This window comes from Streptosporangium sp. NPDC050148, from assembly GCF_055586505.1.
The window spans coordinates 79,165-95,963 of the sequence record NZ_JBVJIA010000029.1 but is presented as its reverse complement, the minus strand read 5'-3'; the positions used below and the strand labels follow the sequence as shown (position 1 = coordinate 95,963).

General features: G+C 73.2%; 14 protein-coding genes and 1 riboswitch. Of the genes, 4 read left to right on the top strand and 10 right to left on the bottom strand.

All coding sequences use genetic code 11. The features are described from left to right. Positions 1-138 precede the first annotated feature (138 nt). The 5 genes from lysX to ACZ6RT_RS28385 all read right to left on the bottom strand — a co-directional run bounded on the left by lysX (position 139) and on the right by ACZ6RT_RS28385 (position 7,315). Positions 139-1,647 carry a bifunctional lysylphosphatidylglycerol synthetase/lysine--tRNA ligase LysX gene (gene lysX / locus ACZ6RT_RS28405; protein WP_399189915.1) on the bottom strand — a complete coding sequence of 503 codons (1,509 nt, stop codon included), beginning with the start codon at positions 1,645-1,647 and terminating at the stop codon, positions 139-141. Positions 1,648-1,744: 97 nt separating this feature from the next. After that, complete coding sequence (locus tag ACZ6RT_RS28400; protein ID WP_399189917.1) at positions 1,745-2,527, bottom strand: type III pantothenate kinase; 783 nt, start codon at positions 2,525-2,527, stop codon at positions 1,745-1,747. Then, positions 2,527-5,211 carry an L-aspartate oxidase gene (locus ACZ6RT_RS28395; protein ID WP_470157115.1) on the bottom strand — a complete coding sequence of 895 codons (2,685 nt, stop codon included), beginning with the start codon at positions 5,209-5,211 and terminating at the stop codon, positions 2,527-2,529. Before ACZ6RT_RS28395 ends, ACZ6RT_RS28400 begins: the two co-directional genes overlap by 1 nt. A 271-nt stretch (positions 5,212-5,482) precedes the next feature. Beyond that, complete coding sequence (gene panC / locus ACZ6RT_RS28390; protein ID WP_399190037.1) at positions 5,483-6,331, bottom strand: pantoate--beta-alanine ligase; 849 nt, start codon at positions 6,329-6,331, stop codon at positions 5,483-5,485. Positions 6,332-6,424: 93 nt separating this feature from the next. Further along, positions 6,425-7,315: a Rossmann-like and DUF2520 domain-containing protein gene (locus tag ACZ6RT_RS28385; protein ID WP_344892961.1), complete on the bottom strand. Its 891-nt coding sequence runs from the start codon at positions 7,313-7,315 to the stop codon at positions 6,425-6,427. Positions 7,316-7,633: 318 nt separating this feature from the next. Here ACZ6RT_RS28385 and ACZ6RT_RS28380 point away from each other — a divergent pair, with 318 nt between their 5' ends. Further along, entirely contained in the window at positions 7,634-8,602 is a 969-nt protein-coding gene (locus ACZ6RT_RS28380; protein WP_470157114.1) for an SAM-dependent methyltransferase, read from the top strand. A 53-nt stretch (positions 8,603-8,655) separates the two neighbouring features. Here the strand turns inward: ACZ6RT_RS28380 and ACZ6RT_RS28375 are convergent, their stop codons facing one another. Together ACZ6RT_RS28375 and ACZ6RT_RS28370 are read right to left on the bottom strand one after the other, a co-directional pair. After that, complete coding sequence (locus ACZ6RT_RS28375; RefSeq protein ID WP_470157113.1) at positions 8,656-9,855, bottom strand: cytochrome P450; 1,200 nt, start codon at positions 9,853-9,855, stop codon at positions 8,656-8,658. A gap of 176 nt (positions 9,856-10,031) precedes the next feature. Next, the gene (locus ACZ6RT_RS28370; protein WP_470157112.1) at positions 10,032-10,952 is read right to left on the bottom strand and encodes a TerC family protein; all 921 of its coding nucleotides are present in this window, start codon (positions 10,950-10,952) and stop codon (positions 10,032-10,034) included. A 198-nt stretch (positions 10,953-11,150) separates the two neighbouring features. Further along, a riboswitch (SAM riboswitch) is annotated at positions 11,151-11,266 on the top strand. 54 nt (positions 11,267-11,320) lie between these two features. Between ACZ6RT_RS28370 and ACZ6RT_RS28365 the strand changes: the two genes are divergently transcribed. The 3 genes from ACZ6RT_RS28365 to ACZ6RT_RS28355 are packed head-to-tail and all read left to right on the top strand — an operon-like array spanning position 11,321 to position 15,140. Then, positions 11,321-12,649 carry an aminotransferase class V-fold PLP-dependent enzyme gene (locus ACZ6RT_RS28365; RefSeq protein ID WP_470157111.1) on the top strand — a complete coding sequence of 443 codons (1,329 nt, stop codon included), beginning with the start codon at positions 11,321-11,323 and terminating at the stop codon, positions 12,647-12,649. A 17-nt stretch (positions 12,650-12,666) separates the two neighbouring features. Beyond that, positions 12,667-13,863 (top strand): NADH-quinone oxidoreductase subunit D, encoded by a 1,197-nt coding sequence (locus ACZ6RT_RS28360; protein WP_399189929.1) that lies wholly within the window; start codon positions 12,667-12,669, stop codon positions 13,861-13,863. Between the two features lie 17 nt (positions 13,864-13,880). Next, on the top strand, positions 13,881-15,140 hold the full coding sequence (locus ACZ6RT_RS28355; protein ID WP_470157110.1) for an acyltransferase family protein: 1,260 nt from the start codon (positions 13,881-13,883) through the stop codon (positions 15,138-15,140). 121 nt (positions 15,141-15,261) lie between these two features. Here ACZ6RT_RS28355 and ACZ6RT_RS28350 read toward each other — a convergent pair whose 3' ends face one another. Genes ACZ6RT_RS28350 through folB form a run of 3 tightly spaced genes read right to left on the bottom strand, consistent with a single transcriptional unit; the run spans position 15,262 to position 16,567 of the window. Next, positions 15,262-15,714 carry a DUF3180 domain-containing protein gene (locus ACZ6RT_RS28350; RefSeq protein ID WP_399189933.1) on the bottom strand — a complete coding sequence of 151 codons (453 nt, stop codon included), beginning with the start codon at positions 15,712-15,714 and terminating at the stop codon, positions 15,262-15,264. Next, positions 15,711-16,208, bottom strand: coding sequence for a 2-amino-4-hydroxy-6-hydroxymethyldihydropteridine diphosphokinase (gene folK / locus ACZ6RT_RS28345; protein ID WP_399189935.1), 498 nt, complete (start codon positions 16,206-16,208; stop codon positions 15,711-15,713). Before folK ends, ACZ6RT_RS28350 begins: the two co-directional genes overlap by 4 nt. After that, a complete protein-coding gene (gene folB / locus ACZ6RT_RS28340) occupies positions 16,205-16,567 on the bottom strand; it encodes a dihydroneopterin aldolase (protein WP_399190039.1) in 363 nt (120 codons plus the stop codon). The genes folK and folB overlap by 4 nt, the downstream gene beginning before the upstream one ends. Positions 16,568-16,799: the final 232 nt, after the last annotated feature.

Below are 16,799 nucleotides of genomic sequence, written 5' to 3'. Positions count from 1 at the left end.
AAGGGGAGTAGTTCGCGCTGGGGTTGGAGCGCGCCGTGCTCTTCTCGCGCCCGCCCCCCCCCCCCCCCCCCCCCCCCCCCCCCCCCCCCCCCCCCCGGCGGGGACGTCGTCTCGCGTGACCCGGTGGCCGCGCGTCGGTCAGGCCCGGCCCGACGGCTTGACCAGCGGGAACAGGATGGTCTCGCGGATGTTCCTGCCGGTGAAGGCCATGATGAGGCGGTCGATGCCCAGCCCCATGCCACCGGTGGGCGGCATGCCATATTCCAGGGCGGTGAGGAAGTCCTCGTCAAGCTGCATCGCCTCGACGTCGCCGCCCGCGGCGAGCAGGGACTGCTCGGTGAGACGACGGCGCTGCTCGATCGGATCGTTCAGCTCCGAGTAGCCGGTGCCGAGCTCGGTGCCGAACCCGATCAGGTCCCACTTCTCGGTGAGGAGCGGGTTGTCGCGGTGGTTGCGGGCCAGCGGGGAGGTCTCCAGGGGATAGTCCATGACGAACGTGGGCTGGACGAGCGTGTGCTCGACGAGAGCCTCGAAGATCTCCTGGACGAGCTTGCCCTGACCCCACGCGGCGTCCCAGTGGATCTCCCGCGCGTCCGCGAGGGCGCGGACGCGCTCCAGCGGCGTCGCGGTCGTGACCTCCTCGCCCAGCGCCTCGGAGACCGACCCGTAGAGGGTGATCCGCGGCCACTTGGCCAGGCCCAGATCGATCTCCTGACCGTCGTGGACGACCACGGAGTGACCCAGCGCGGCCACCACCGCCTTCTGGATCATCCGCTGGGTCAGGTCCGCGATGTCGTTGTAGTCGAGATAGGTCCCGTACGCCTCGAGCATGGTGAACTCGGGGTTGTGGGTGGAGTCCGCGCCCTCGTTGCGGAAGTTGCGGTTGATCTCGAAGACCTTCTCGATCCCGCCGACCACGAGCCGCTTGAGGTAGAGCTCGATCGCGATGCGGAGGTAGAGCTCCATGTCGTAGGCGTTGATGTGGGTCTTGAAGGGCCGAGCCGTGGCTCCGCCGTGGATCGGCTGGAGCATCGGCGTCTCGACCTCCAGGTAGCCCTCCTCGTGCCAGAAGTCGCGGACCGACCGCACCACGGCGCTGCGGGTGTGCGCCAGCTTCCTGGCCTCGTCGTTGACGATGAGGTCGACGTAGCGCTGGCGGACCCGCGCCTCCGGGTCGGTCAGGCCCGCGTGCTTCTCCGGCAGCGGCCTCAGGCACTTGGAGGTGATCACCCAGCGGTCGGCGAGGATGGACAGCTCGCCCCTGCGCGAGGTGATGACCTCGCCCTCGACGCCCACGTGGTCGCCGAGGTCGACGTCGCGCTTCCACGCGGCCAGCGACTCCTCGCCCACCCGGTCCAGGGAGATCATGACCTGGAGGTCGCCGGAGCCGTCCCGCAGGGTGGCGAAGCAGAGCTTGCCGCCGGTCCGGGACAGCATCACCCGCCCGGTGACGCCCACCCTGTCGCCCGTCGCGGTGTCAGCGGAGAGATCGGCGTATTTGCCGCGGATCTCGGCGTTGGTCGCGGTACGCGGGAAGTTCACCGGATAGGGGTCGACGCCCTCGGAGCGGAGGCGGTCGAACTTCTCCCGGCGCACGCGCATCTGCTCGGGCAGGTCCTCGGCGGGGTTGGTCACGTCATCGGTCACAGTTCCAAAGGGTACCGATGCGGCGAACCCCGCGAGGTCACCCACCGTGCCCGCCGCCCGCCCGGGTCGTGCCCTCCGGGCGGGCCCGCGGGACGGCTCAGGCGGTGTTGCGGTGGTAGATCAGGCGCAGGCCGATCAGCGTGAGCCACGGCTCGTGCATGTCGATCGAGCGCGCCTCGCTCACCACGAGCGGCGCCGCGCTGCCGGTGGCCACCACCGTGACCTCGTCGGGGTCGTCGGCCAGCTCGGCCGCCATCCGCTCGACGATCCCGTCCACCTGCCCGGCGAAGCCGTAGATGATGCCCGCCTGGAGCGCCTCCACGGTGTTCTTGGCGATCACCGACCTGGGGCGGATCAGCTCCACCTTGTGCAGCTGCGCCCCGGCCGCGGCCAGCGCGTCCACCGAGATCTCGATGCCGGGGGCGGTCACCGCGCCCACGTACTCGCCCTTGGCCGAGACCGCGTCGAAGGAGGTGGCGGTCCCGAAGTCGACGATCACGCACGGCCCGCCGTAGAGCTGGATGGCCGCCAGCGCGTTGACGATGCGGTCGCTGCCGACCTCCTTGGGGTTGTCCATCCGGACCGGGACCCCGGTGCGGACGCCCGGCTCCACGATGACCGCGTTCACGTCCCCGTAGTAGCGGCGGCACATCTCGCGCATCTCGTTCAGGACCGAGGGGACGGTCGAGCAGATCGCGATGCCGTTGACGTCGGCGCCCTTGAGCAGCGGCGACTGCCCGAGCAGTCCCTGCAGCACGACGGCGATCTCGTCCGCCGTGCGCCGGGCGTCCGTGGCGATCCGCCAGTGCTCGATGACGTCCTCGCCCTCGAAGAGGCCGAGAACGGTGTGCGTGTTGCCGACGTCGATGGCGAGCAGCATCAATTCCCCCGAAGGTCCAAGGCGATGTCCAGTGCCGGCGCCGAGTGCGTGAGCGCGCCCACGGCAAGGTAGTCAACACCCGTCTCGGCCACATCACGAGCCGTTTGCAGGGTCAGCCCGCCGCTGGACTCCAGCCGCGCCCTGCCGTCCACCAGCCGCACGGCCCGCGCCAGCTCCTCGACGGTGAAGTTGTCCAACAGGATCTCCTCGGCTCCCTCGGCCAGCACGGGCTCGATCTGGTCGATCCGGTCGACCTCGACCTCGATCGGCAGGCCGGGGCAGGCGTCACGGACCGCCCGGAACGCCTCGGCGACCCCGCCCGCGGCCACCACGTGATTGTCCTTGATCAGCGCCGCGTCCGAAAGGGACATGCGGTGGTTGACCCCTCCGCCGCACCGCACCGCGTACTTCTCCAGGGCGCGCAGGCCGGGCAGCGTCTTGCGGCTGTCCCTGATCGCGGCCCCGGTCCCCTCGACGGCGCGGACCCAGCGTCCGGTCAGGGTCGCCACGCCGGACAGGTGGGTGAGCAGGTTGAGCGCGGTGCGCTCGGCGGTCAGCAGGTCCCGGGTGGGGCCGGTGACGGTCATCAGCACGTCGCCCGCGGTGACGCTCTCGCCGTCCTTGATCCTGCGCTCGGCCGTCAGGCGGCCCCGGCTGAGATGACAGAAGGCCGCCTCGGCCACGGCCAGCCCGGCCACCACGCCGTCCGCGCGGGCCACCACGTCGGCGGTGTCGGTACGGTCGGCGGGGATGGTGGCCAGGCTGGTGACGTCACCGCCCTGCCGCACGTCCTCGGCCTCGGCGGTCTCCAGGAGGGCGGTCACCGCCGACGGGTCCAGCCCCGCCTCGGCGAGGTCGGCCTCCACCCTGGCCGGCAGCGTCGTCTCGCGCCGCCCGTGGGGTACGTACGTCATGCTCGGTCCCTCCGCTGTCAGGGTCACGTCGAGGTGGCCCAGCCATTCGGCGTCGTCACGTTCGGAAAAGTCCTCGCGCCAGTGCGACCCCCGGGTCTCCTGGCGGTGCCGGGCCGCCTCCACCAGTACGGAGGCGACCGTCAGCAGGTTGGTGGTCTCCCACGACTCGGTGCACGGCTCGACCGCCACCGGGGTCCACCGGACGTTCAGCAGGGCCCTGGCGACCTCTCCCAGGGACTCCCGGTTGCGCAGCACGCTCGCCCCCCGGCTCATGTGCCCCTGGATCCTGGTACGGGCCCTGGGGTCGATCAGGCCGAAGGGGCGGTCGTCGGGGACCGGCACGCCCGCCACGGCGTCCACGGCGTTCCTGGAGCCCTCGGCGTCCACGGCGTCCACGGCGGGCGCGGCGGGCGCGGCGTCCATGGGGTCCGCGCCCCTTCCAGGCGACGCGGCGGCCGTGGCCTTCGCCGTGGCCGCGGTGGCCGCGGCGGACGGGCCGCGGCCGGTCGCCGCGGCGTGGACGTCGGCGGCGATCCGCGCGGCGAAGACCAGCCCCTCCAGCAGGGAGTTGGAGGCCAGCCGGTTGGCGCCGTGCACGCCGGTGCACGCGACCTCGCCGCACGCGTACAGGCCGGGGACGCTGGTGCGGCCGTGCAGGTCGGTACGGACGCCGCCGCTGGCGTAGTGGGCGGCGGGGGCGACCGGGACGAGGCCGGTGACCGGGTCGATGCCGTGCTCCCGGCAGACCGCGTGGATCGTCGGGAAGCGGGTGCGCCACTTCTCCTCGCCGAAGTGGCGGGCGTCGAGGTACACGTGGTCGGCGCCGGTGGCGCGCATCCGCCGCATGATCGCCTTGGCCACCACGTCGCGGGGGGCGAGATCGGCCAGCTCGTGGACGTCCCGCATGAACCGGACGCCGTCGGCGTCGACCAGCACCGCGCCCTCGCCCCTGACCGCCTCGGAGATCAGCGGCTGCTGGCCGGTGGAGTCCTCGCCGAGCCAGAGCACGGTGGGGTGGAACTGGACGAACTCCAGGTCCCTGACCACGGCACCGGCGCGCAGCGCGAGCGCCACCCCGTCCCCGGTGGAGACGACCGGGTTGGTGGTGGCGGCGTAGACCTGCCCCATGCCGCCGGTGGCCAGCACCACGGCCCCGGCGGTGACCGCGCCCACCCCGTCGCGCTCTCCCTCGCCCATGACGTGCAGGGTCACCCCCGCGGCGTGGCCGCGCGCGTCCTTGAGGAGGTCGAGGACGAGCGCGTGCTCGATCACCTCGATCCCCGACTCTCCGACGGCCTGCACCAGCGCCCTCTGCACCTCGGCGCCGGTGGCGTCGCCGCCCGCGTGCACGATGCGGTCACGCCGGTGGCCGCCCTCCCGGGTGAGCTGGAGCGCACCGGAGGCGTCGGTGTCGAACCGGGCGCCCGTCGCGATCAGGTCGCGCAGCGCGTCCGGCCCCTCGGTCACCAGGACCCGTACGGCCTCCTCGTCGCAGAGGCCCACCCCGGCGACGAGCGTGTCGGACAGGTGCTCGGCCGGGGTGTCGGCGGGGTCGAGCACGGCGGCGATGCCGCCCTGGGCCCAGCGGGTGGAACCGGACGACAGGACGTCCTTGGTGACGACCAGGACCTTCGCCCCGGGGGCCAGGCCGGCGTAGCGCAAAGCCAGGGTGAGACCCGCGATGCCGGAGCCCACCACGACCACGTCCGCCTGGACCGTCCAGCCCGGAGCGGGCGCGGTCAACCTCTGGGGGATGGCCGGGATGCTCATTGCCGCCTCCTCGCGGGGGTTCATAGAGGCCGTTCATTTCGTCACTCTGACGATAACGCGGGGTCCGGGGCGGCCCCACCCCGGGGTGGGCATCGCGCGGCCGGCGCCGATCCCGGGCGCGCCCTGGCCGGTCCCGGCCACGGTCACCGCCCCGTCGGCCCCGACCCCGGGATCATGTTCCCTGGATCATGAGACCCGCCCCGGCCGCGGGCATCGCGCGGCCGGCCCCGCCCCGGGGACCACGAGACCGCCCCGGCCGCGGGCGCCCCGGTCAGCCCAGGGTGAGCGTGACGTTGTCGATCAGCCTGGTGGACCCCACCCGTGCCGCCACCGCCAGGATCGCCTCGCCCGCGTGGTCGTCGCCGACCTCCGCGAACGTCGCCGGATCGACCAGGACCAGGTAGTCCAGGGCCAGCGACGGCTCGGCGTCCAGCACCGCGCGGGCGGCACCGCGGACCCGCGGCGCCGTACGCTCCGCCGACCCCTCGGCCAGCGCCCTGGACAGGGCCAGCGCCACCTGGCGGTCCCGCGGCGACAGGTAGCGGTTGCGGCTGGACAGCGCCAGCCCGTCCGGCTCGCGGACCGTGGGCGCCCCCACGACGGTGACCGGCACGTTCAGGTCGGCGACCATCCGGCGGATCATCGCGAGCTGCTGGGCGTCCTTCTGCCCGAACACCGCCACGTCCGGCCGGACCAGGTTGAACAGCTTCAGCACCACGGTCAGCACCCCGTCGAGGTGGCCGGGCCGGAACTCCCCCTCGACGATCGACCCCATCGCCCCCGCGGAGACGCCGACCTGCCTGCCGGGCGGGTACATCTCCTCGGCGGAGGGGGCGAAGACGATCCCCACCCCCTCGGCCCTGCAGATCTCCAGGTCGGCCTCGAACGTACGGGGATAGCGGGAGAAGTCCTCGGCGGGACCGAACTGGAGCGGGTTCACGAAGATGCTCACCGCCACCTGGTCCGCCCGCTCGCGCGCCAGCCGGACGAGGGAGCGGTGCCCCTCGTGCAGCGCGCCCATGGTGGGCACGAGCGCCAGCGTGCCCGCGCCGGAGAGGGCGCCCGCGCCGATCCCCAGGGTCTCGCGCGCCTTGACCAGTCCTGCGCGGTCCTCCACCACGATCACTGCGACCTCCGGGGGTGACGCTCCGGCTCCCTGGCCGGAGGGGGGGTGACGTCTGCGAAACGGCCGCTCGCGGGCCTCAGGTCCATGTCAGGTCCACGTGTTGCCGCCCAGCGCGTCCAGCAGGCGCTCGGCGGCCTCGGGCTTGAGCAGCCCGGCCGCCAGGGCCCGGTCGGCGGTGAGCCTGGCCAGCGCCACGTAGGCGTCCGCCGCCTCGGGGGCGGCGAGGATCAGCGCGTCCACGTGCCTGCGGACGGTCCCGGCGTCGCCGCGCACCACCGGCCCGGTCAGCCCGGCGATGCCGAGCCTCAGCACGTTCTCCAGGGCCGCGCCGAGCAGCGGGCCGAGCATCCGGCCCGGCTGCTCCACGCCGATCCGTCCCAGCAGTTCGGAGGACTCCGCGATGAGCGTCACCATGTGGTTGGCCGCCCCGGCCAGGGCCGCGTGGTACAGCGGCCGGTCCTCGTCGGCGATCCAGACCGGCTCGCCCTCCATCTCGATGACCAGGGCCTCGGCCACCGCGCGGAGCGGGTCGGGCGCGGTCACCCCGTAGGAGATGCCGGTCAGGCGGCGCAGGTCGTCGTCGCGGCCGGTGAAGGTCATCACCGGGTGCAGCGCCAGCGGCAGCGCCCCGGCCTTGATCGCCGGGTTCAGCACCGCCAGCCCGTACGCGCCGCTGGTGTGGGCCACCAGCTTGCCCCGCAGGTCGGCGCCGGTGCCCACCAGGCCGGAGACCAGGTCGGGCAGTACGTCGTCGGGGACCGTCAGCAGGACCAGGTCAGCGCCGGCCACCACGTCCTCGGGCCGGACCGGGACGAGCCCGAGCCGCTCGACCGCCCGCTCCCTGGAGGCGTCCGAGACGCCGCTCGCCGCGACGACCCGGTGCCCCGCCCTGACCAGCGCGGCACCGAGCGCCGAACCGACCCTGCCCGCTCCGACCACTCCGACGGCCAGGCGTGCCGGGCGATCGACTGCGTCCATGACGTCCCGTCCTTCGACCATGTGGGGGCTCCGTGCCCGATTGACCAGCGTAACGGGCCGTGCCGTGGTGACCGCCTCAAGGCGCTCGTTCGGTCCCGGCGGCGAGGTTCCCCCACAAGAGTGCCAAACCGGATCTCCGGCGGGGCGCCGGGACCCGCGGAAGGTATCGCGGTGACGGGAACCGGACGACCGGGGACGCGCCGACGCGGCCTCGTCCGCCGCCACGCGGGCCGGTGACAGAATGCGGTCATGTGTTCACTCCAATCGTCGGCACGAGTCGATCTCGTCCCCCCGCCCCGCCGGGTAGCGTCTGAGGACGTGTGGCTCACCTGGCGCGCCGCGATGGAGCATGCGCTCTACGGCGAGAGCGGTTTCTACCTCCGGGAGCGTCCCTCGGGTCACTTCCGTACCTCGGTCGGCGTCTCCCCGGTGTTCGCCGAGGCCGTGCTGCGCGAGCTGGTCGCGGTCGACGAGGCGCTCGGCGGCCCCGAGGCGCTCGACCTGGTCGACATCGGCGCGGGCGAGGGCGTTCTGGCGACCGGCGTGCTCGCCGCGGCCCCGGCCTCGCTGCGGCGGAGGCTGAGGGTGACCGCGGTCGAGCTGGCGCCCCGCCCCCCGGCGCTGCCCGAGGAGATCGTCTGGGCCAGGGCCGCGCCGGACGGGATCTGCGGCCTGGTGATCGCCAACGAGTGGCTGGACAACATCCCGGTCGACATCGTCGAGCAGACGGCCACCGGGCCCCGGCTGGTGCTGGTCAACGTCATCGACGGCGAGGAGCGGCTGGGCGGCAGGCCGGGCGAGGCCGATCTCGCCTGGCTGAACCGCTGGTGGCCGATGCGGGTCACCGGTGAGCGGGCCGAGATCGGCAGGCCGCGCGACCGGGCCTGGGCGTCGGTGATCGTGCGCCTGGCCCGTGGCCGGGCGATCGCGATCGACTACGCCCACTCGGCGGACGACCGGCCGCCCTACGGCACGCTGGCCGGGTACCGCGACGGGTCGACGGTGGCGCCGGTGCCCGACGGGTCCTGCGACATCACCGCCCACGTGGCGCTGGACGCCTGCGCGGCCGCAGGCGAGAGCGCCGGGGCCGTCACCACGGCGCTGACCACGCAGCGCCGGGCGCTGCGCGCGCTCGGCGTCACCGGGCGGCGCCCACCGGCCGAGCAGGCCGGCCGCGACCCGCGCGGCTACCTGCGGGCCCTCGCCAGGTCCTCGGAGGAGGCCGAGCTCATCGCGCCCGGCGGGCTCGGCGGGTTCGGCTGGCTCTCCCAGACCCGCCACGCCTGAGACGGTGAGCACCGGGGCCTTCGAACCCGTCGGCGTACGACCGCGAAGCCGGTTCAGATCCGTACGTCGAGTGAGGTCAGGCCCCGGATGACGTAGCCCGGCCCCCAGGTGGGCTCGGCGACCGGTTCCATCCTCGGTGCCCTGCGCAGCAGCGTGCCGAACGACTCGACCAGCTCGACCCTGGCCAGCGGCGCGCCCAGGCAGAAGTGGATGCCCGCGCCGAAGGAGATGTGCGGGTTGTCGGCCCGGCCCACGTCGAGGCGGCCGGGGTCGGCGAAGACCTCGGGATCGCGGTTGGCGGAGCCGAACAGCAGGGCCACCTCGGCACCCCTGGGGATGTCGACCCCGCCCACCGAGACGTCCTCCAGCACCCAGCGCTCGAACATCTGCAGCGGCGTGTCCCAGCGCATCAGCTCCTCGATCGCGGTGGGCAGCAGCCCCGGATCGGCGCGGAGCCGCTCCAGCTCGGCCGGGTTGCGGAAGAGCGCCCACCAGCCGTTGCCGGTGACGTTGACGGTCGCCTCGTGCCCGGCGTTGAGCAGCAGCACGCAGGTGCCGACCAGCTCCTCCTCGGTGAGCCTGTCGCCCTCGTCGGCCACCAGGGCGAGCGCGCTGATCAGGTCGTCACCGGGGTCGGCCCGCCGGGCGCGGGCCAGGTCGACGAGGTAGGCGGAGAACTCCTCGGCCGCCCGTACGGCCGCGTGCTGGGCCTCGACGGACGGCCGCAGCTCGTACATGCCGCAGATCCGGGCCGACCAGGGCCGGAGCAGGGGCCGGTCCGCCTCGGGCACGCCGAGCATCTCGGCGATCACGGCGACCGGGAGCGGCTCGGCCACCTCGGCGATCAGGTCCCCGCCACCGCGCTCGACGAAGTCGTCGACCAGCCGTCCGGCCATCCGGGCGACCTTGGGCCGGAGCGCCTCGACCATGCGCGGCGTGAACGCCTTCGACACCAGCCGCCTGAGCCGGGTGTGCACGGGCGGCTCGACGTCGAGCATGCCCGCCCTGATCACCCGCCAGAACGGGTCCTGGAACCCGGGGTCGTCCGGCCTGCCGAACTCGGCGTGGGTGGCCACGTGCAGGTAGGAGCGGCCGAGCCTGCGGTCGCGCAGCAGCGCGTTGACGTCGGCGTGCCGGGCGACGAGCCACTGGCCGGTCGGCTCGAAGAAATCGACCGGCCGCTCCCGTCGCAGTTCGTCGTAGGCGTCGTACGGGTGGGCGACGAATTCCGGATTCCAGGGATCAAAGCGCACGTGAGCATCGTAATCCCCCAGCTGGGAGCCGGGCCGGTCCCCCGATCCCGCCGACCCGGTCTCCCCCGGCCCCGCTCACCCGGCCCCGCTCACCCGGCTCGTCCGGTTCCGCTCACCCGGCTCGTCCGGCCGTGCTCACCCGGGCGGCCGCCCACCGGACGGCCGCCCGCCCGGCTTCACGCGGGACGATCCGTCCCGTCCGGTCGCGCGTCGGTCCCGGTCACGCTCCCGGAGCCGGTCCCCGTCCCGGTTCCGGACTGCGCTCCGGACTGCGCTCCGGCCCCCGCCGCGGACTCCGAGTGTCCCCGCGTCCCGGACACGGCAGGCTCGCCCTCCCCCGAGGAGGCGTCCGGCTCGGCCTGGTAGCGGGAGTGCAGCTCGACCGGCTTCTGTGCCGTCTTGCGGCGCATCCGGATGTTCAGCAGCTCCACCAGCAGCGAGAACGCCATCGCGAAGTAGATGTAGCCCTTGGGGATGTGCTGCTCGAAGCCCTCGGCGATCAGCACGACGCCGATCAGCACCAGGAAGGACAGCGCGAGCATCTTGATGCTCGGGTGCTGGTCCACGAAGCGGCTGATCGGACCGGAGGCGAACAGCATCACCAGGACCGCGACGATGACGGCCGCGATCATGACGCCCAGCTCGTCCACCATGCCGACCGCGGTGATCACCGAGTCGAGCGAGAAGACGATGTCGAGGATCATGATCTGGACGATCACGGAGGCGTAGGAGGAGGCCATCCTGCCCCCGCCGTGGCCGGAGTCGCCCTCCAGGCTGCCGTGCATCTCGTGGACGCTCTTGGCCAGCAGGAACAGGCCGCCGAGTATCAGGATCAGATCCCGCCCGGATATCCCCTGCCCGAACACCTCGAAGAACGGCTCGGTGAGTCTCACCACCCACGCGAGCGCCACCAGCAGGGCGAGGCGGCTGAGCAGGGCGACGAGGAGACCCAGCCTGCGCGCCTTGTCCCGCTGCTCGGGAGGGAGCCTGCTCACCAGGATCGAGATGAAGATGATGTTGTCGATCCCCAGCACGATCTCCAGGGCGACAAGGGTGAAGAACCCTATCCATATCTCCGGGTTGGTCACCCAGTCCATTGCTTCCTCCTTTGGGCCCGCGGGGGAACAGAGCCGGCCGGCGGCCAGAACGGTTCTTCGGCTGACTCCCAGGACGACCGGGAGCCTCCAGGAGTTCCTTGCGAGCCCTTCCGTGTCGAAAGTCACCCCAGGTGCCGACTCGCGGCGCGTGTCCGGACTTGCGAAAGGGCGGCGGCCGTCGGTTATAGTTCCCCCGTAGGTCATGAGTGCCAGTGACAAGCCCCGGCTCGCTGGCCGGCAACCCTCGCGTCCGCGGCGGGGTGCCCCGGGTGAGGACCTGGTCCGGCACGAGGTGTGCCGGGCAAGCGCGGGCTTCGGGTGCCTATGTCTCATGGGTCGAGGTCCGATGACCTCGAAGGAGCACCGGCATGTCCACCCTGACGATCTTCGCCTCCACCACCGCTTCCACCACGGACGCCCCCACGGCCCACGCGAGCGCCACCCCGGCGGCTCCGGCCACCGCGACCGGCGGACGGCCGATCCCCGCCGTGCTCGGCTCGGACCTGGAGGTCCCGGTGAAGGGCGGCAGGCTCGTCCGCTACGCCAACCTCGACTACGCCGCCAGCGCCCCCTGTCTGGAGCCGGTCAGCGCCGCCGTCGCCGCCGCGCTCCCGGCCTACTCCAGCGTCCACCGCGGCGCCGGGTACGCGTCCCAGCTGACCACGGCCCGCTACGAGCAGGCCCGGCACACGGTGCGCGCCTTCGTCGGAGCCCGCCCGCACGACTCGGTGATCTTCACCCGCAACACCACCGACGCGACCAACCTGCTGGCCCGGAGTCTGCCCGAGGGGACCACCGCGGTGGTCTTCGACACCGAGCACCACGCCTCGCTGCTGCCCTGGGACCGCGCGGTGCGGCTGCCGGTGCCGGCGTTCCCCGGCGAGGCCGTCCGCGCCGCCGACGAGGCCCTGTCCTCGATCGAGGGCCCGGCGCTGCTGGTGGTGACCGCCGCCTCCAACGTCACCGGCGAGCTCTGGCCGATCGCCGCGCTGGCCCACATCGCGCACCGCTACGGCGCGCGCATCCTGGTCGACGCCGCGCAGCTCGTCCCGCACCGCCGCCTCAACCTGACCGCGCTCGACCTGGACTACGTGGTCTTCTCCGGTCACAAGCTCTACGCCCCCTTCGGCACGGGCGCGCTGGTCGGCCGCTCCGACTGGCTGGCCGACGCCGAGCCGTACCTGCGGGGCGGTGGCGCGGTGAGGGCCGTCACCGACGACGGGGCCGAGTGGCACGACGACCCCGAGGCCCGGCACGAGGCCGGCACCCCGAACGTGCTGGGCGCCGTCGCCCTGGCCGCGGCCTGCGACGCCCTGTCCGCCACCGGCTGGACCCCGCTGATCCGCGAGGAGGAGCGCCTGCTCACCCGGCTGCGCGCGGGCCTGGCCTCGATCCCCGGCGTGCACGAGCTCTCCCTGTGGGGCCCGGACCACCCGCGCGTCGGCATCGTCTCCTTCGTGGTGGACGGCCTCACCGCCCGCGAGGTCGCCGAGACCCTCTCGGGTGACCACGGCATCGGCGTCCGCGACGGCAAGTTCTGCGCCCACCCCTTCGTCCGCCACCTGCTGGGCGCCAAGGACGGCGGCTGCGACGACGTCACCGCCTCGGCGGTACGCGCCTCCATCGGCATCGGCACGACCCAGGAGCACGTGGACCGGCTGATCGGCGCCCTGCGGGATCTTGCCTCGCGCCCGTGACGTGACAGCATGGACCCATGACCGAACCTCGTGCCGAAGGCGCTCCCCGTGAGCTGAGCGTGGGGATGGGGGCGGGGGCCGCCGCCGTGGGCGGCGCGCACGGCAAGGAACTCGCGACCGAGGACATGATCCTCAACATCGGGCCGCAGCACCCCTCCACGCACGGCGTGCTGCGGTTGCGGCTCACCCTGGACGGGGAGCGGATCGGCTCGGCCGAGCCGATCGTGGGCTACATGCACCGGGGCGCGGAGAAGCTGTTCGAGGTGCGCGACTACCGGCAGATCATCGTGCTGGCCAACCGGCACGACTGGCTGTCGGCGTTCGCCAACGAGCTGGGCGTCGTGCTCGCGGTGGAGCGGATGCTCGGCATGGAGGTGCCGGTCAGGGCGGTCTGGACGCGCACGCTGCTGGCCGAGCTCAACCGGGTGCTCAGCCACCTGATGTTCCTCGGCTCCTACCCGCTGGAGCTCGGCGCGATCACGCCGGTCTTCTACGCGTTCCGGGAGCGCGAGACCCTGCAGGCCGTGATGGAGGAGATCTCCGGCGGGCGCATGCACTACATGTTCAACCGGGTCGGGGGCCTCAAGGAGGAGCTGCCCGAGGGGTGGACGGGCCGGGTCTCGACGGCCGTGGCCGACGTGCGCCGGAGACTGCCCGACATCGAGGACCTGATCGCCGGGAACGAGATCTTCCTCGCCCGTACCCGCGGGGTGGGCGTCCTGGACCGAGAGACGATCATGCAGTACGGCGTGAGCGGCCCGATCGCCCGCGCCTCCGGCGTCGACATGGACCTGCGCAGGGACGAGCCCTACCTCGCCTACGGCGAGCTGCCGGTGAAGGTCGTCACCCGCTCGGCCGGGGACTGCCACGCCCGGTTCGAGGTGCTGCTGGAGCAGGTGAAGGTGTCCCTGGAGCTGGCCGACGCCTGCGTCGAGCGGCTCCGCGACCTGCCCCCGGGGCCGATCAACCAGCGCCTGCCCAAGGTGCTCAAGGTCCCCGAGGGCCACACCTACGCGTGGACGGAGAACCCGCTCGGCGTCAACGGCTACTACCTGGTCTCGCGCGGGGAGAAGACGCCGTGGCGGTTGAAGCTCCGCTCGGCCTCCTTCAACAACGTCCAGGTGCTCCGCGAGCTGCTCCCGGGTCATCTGGTGCCCGACATGGTCGCCATCCTGGGCTCGATGTTCTTCGTCGTCGGCGACATCGACAAGTGAGGGACGGCCCGGAACACATGATCGAACCCGCCCGGGACGGGGAGCGGACGAGCTCCCCCTTGGACACCCCCGGCCCTCCCGCGGACGCCCCGGACTCCCCCGGCACCCACGGCTCCCCCGGCACCCCCGGCTCTCCCGCGGACATGCCCGCCGGCACCGCGGGCGCCTCCGGCCCCGCCACCCCGCAGGACCGGCCACCCCTGCGGCGGGACCGGTACGTCGACTGGCTGCGCGCGGTCAGCCTGGTCGTCGTGGTGGTCTGGCACTGGGCGTTCACCATCCTGGAGTGGGGACCGGACGGCCCCTCGCCGACGAGCCCGCTGGGCTTCACCTCGGGCCTGTGGATCCTGACCTGGCTGCTGCAGGTGCTGCCGCTCTTCTTCTACGTGGGCGGGCACGTCCACCTGCTGTCGTGGAACCGCGCCCGCGAGCGCGGGGTCGGCATCGGCGCCTTCGTGTGGCGGCGCATCCGCAGCCTCGCGATCCCGGCACTGGCGCTGGCCGGGACCTGGGCCGTGCTGGGCGTGTTCGTGACGTGGGCGTTCGGCATCGGCTGGATGGACCGCGTGGTGCTGCTCGTCATCAGCCCGCTCTGGTTCATCGGCGTCTACCTCGTGCTGATCGCCCTGCTCCCGGTCGCGCTCTGGCTGCACCGGCGCTACGACGTGCTGGCGCTGATCTGGCTGGCGGGGGCGGCCCTCGTCGTCGACGTGCTGCGGCTGCGCTACGGGTACGAGGCCGCGGGCTGGCTCAACATGATCATCGTCTGGGGGCTGGCCCACCAGGCCGGGTTCTTCTACGACCGGGTGGTGGCGCTGCCCCGACGCTTCGACGCGGCGATCCTGTGGACCGGGCTGTTCTCCCTGTTCGGCCTGGTCTACTCGGGGATCTACCCGGGCTCGATGGTGGGCGTGCCCGGCGACAAGCTCTCCAACATGGCGCCGCCCACGTTCGTCATCGTGGCACTGCTGATCTTCCAGATCGGCCTGGTGGAGGTGGTGAGGCCGTCCATGGAGCGCCTCCTCGCCCGCCCCCGGTGGCAGGGCGTGAACGAGACCGTCAACCGGTTCGCGCTCCCGCTGTTCCTCTTCCACACCACGGGCATGGCGATCTGGGTGGCGCTGACCTGGTGGCTGGCGGGCGGCAGGCCGGCCGCCCTGGTCCGGCCCGACCTGTCCTGGTGGCTGGAGCGGCCCCTGGCCGTCGCCGGGGCGCTGGTGTGCACGCTCCCGGTCATCATGCTCTTCGGGCGCAGATGGGCCGCGAGACGGCACTAGCGGCCCCGTCGTCGCCTCCGCGGCCGGTTCCCGGCACCCGTACCGGGCCCGCCGGGACGCGCCGGCGGTCGCGGGCGGTCGCGGGCGGGGGACCCGGTGCCCCCGTGCCCCGGTGCCCGCGTCAGCGCTCGTCGTCGGAGGGGTCCTTGGGCACCTTGCAGCAGTGCTCCAGGTACAGGGCCGCGCAGACCAGCAGCACGCAGGCCAGCGTCGACCCGCCGGTGATGAAGAAGTCCCGGCGGGGAACCTCCTGGTCCAGCAGCGTGGCCGTGTAGAAGGCGAACCCGGCGAAGATCCCCCCGAAGACCGCCCCGCCGTACGCGGACGCCTTGGCCAGCGCCGCCAGGCGGGCCACGGCCAGGGGCTCGACGGGCTCGGTGCCGGGCCTGCGCCCGATCCTGGCCTTGGTCATCCACCCGCTGTAGAACTCCCCGACCGCCAGCAGCAGCACCGTCGGGATCGCCGTCCACGGCACGGTCGGCAGCTCCGAGTAGAACCGCCTGACGAGCGCCCAGGTGAGGATCGCGAACACGGCGACGAGCCCGGCGAGGACGCCGGGACGGGTGGGCCTCACACGGGCCTGCCCAGGACGAGGTCGGTGCGCGGCCGTACGTACGCCTGGTCCAGGCCGGCCAGCAGGTCGGCCACCCGCCGCCCGGACAGGACGGCGCCGGGGTCGGCCCGCACCCACGGGACCAGCACGAAGGCGCGCTCGTGCGCCCGGGGATGCGGCAGGGTGAGGTCGGGGTCGTCCATCACGACGTCCCCCACGGTTATCAGATCGACGTCCAGGGTGCGCGCTCCCCAGCGCTCCACCCGGACCCGGCCGAAGGCGTTCTCCACACTCTGAGCACGATCGAGCAGGCTCCGGGGTTCCAGCCCGCTGTCGGCGATCACCACCGCGTTCAGGTAGGCGCCCTGTTCGGGGCCGCCGACCGGGTCGGTCTCGTAGACCGGTGAGACCGCGACGAAGGTGAGGTCCGGGCCGGCGAAGAGCGCGTCGACGGCGCCCCGCAGGGTGGCGAACCGGTCGCCCAGGTTGCTGCCGAGCGCCAGGACCACCCTCATGCCCGGCTCCGGGTGATCGTCACGACCACGTCGTCGAACGGCAGCGGGATCGGCGCGGACGGCTTGTGCACGCTCACCTCGGCCGCCAGGACGGGCTCGCGGGCCAGGCAGACGTCGGCCAGCCGCTGCGCCAGGGTCTCGATCAGGTCGACCGGCTCGCCCTCCACGACCCGTACCAGCTCCTCGGCGAGCTCGCCGTAGTGGACGGTCCTGGAGAGGTCGTCGGTGGCCGCGGCGGGCGCCGTGTCGAGGAAGAGCGTCACGTCGACGACGAACTCCTGGCCGAGCTCCCGTTCCGCCGCCAGCACGCCGTGCCGCCCGCGGGCCCGCAGTCCCCTGACGCTGACCCGGTCGGCCACCGGCCCCGCTCCGGCCGTCCCGTACGGCCCCCGCCGTGCCGGGTCGCGGACGGGGTCGCCGAACACGTCGCGGCCCGGGTCCCGCAGGGGGTCGCCGAACGGGTCGGCGGGCGGGTCCGGGAACAGGCCGTCGACCGGGTCCCCGATCAGCTCGCTGACCCCGTCGTGGATCCGCAGCGGCTCCCGGTCGTGGGCCGGGTCGTGGGCCCCGTCACCGGCCCCCTCGCCGGCT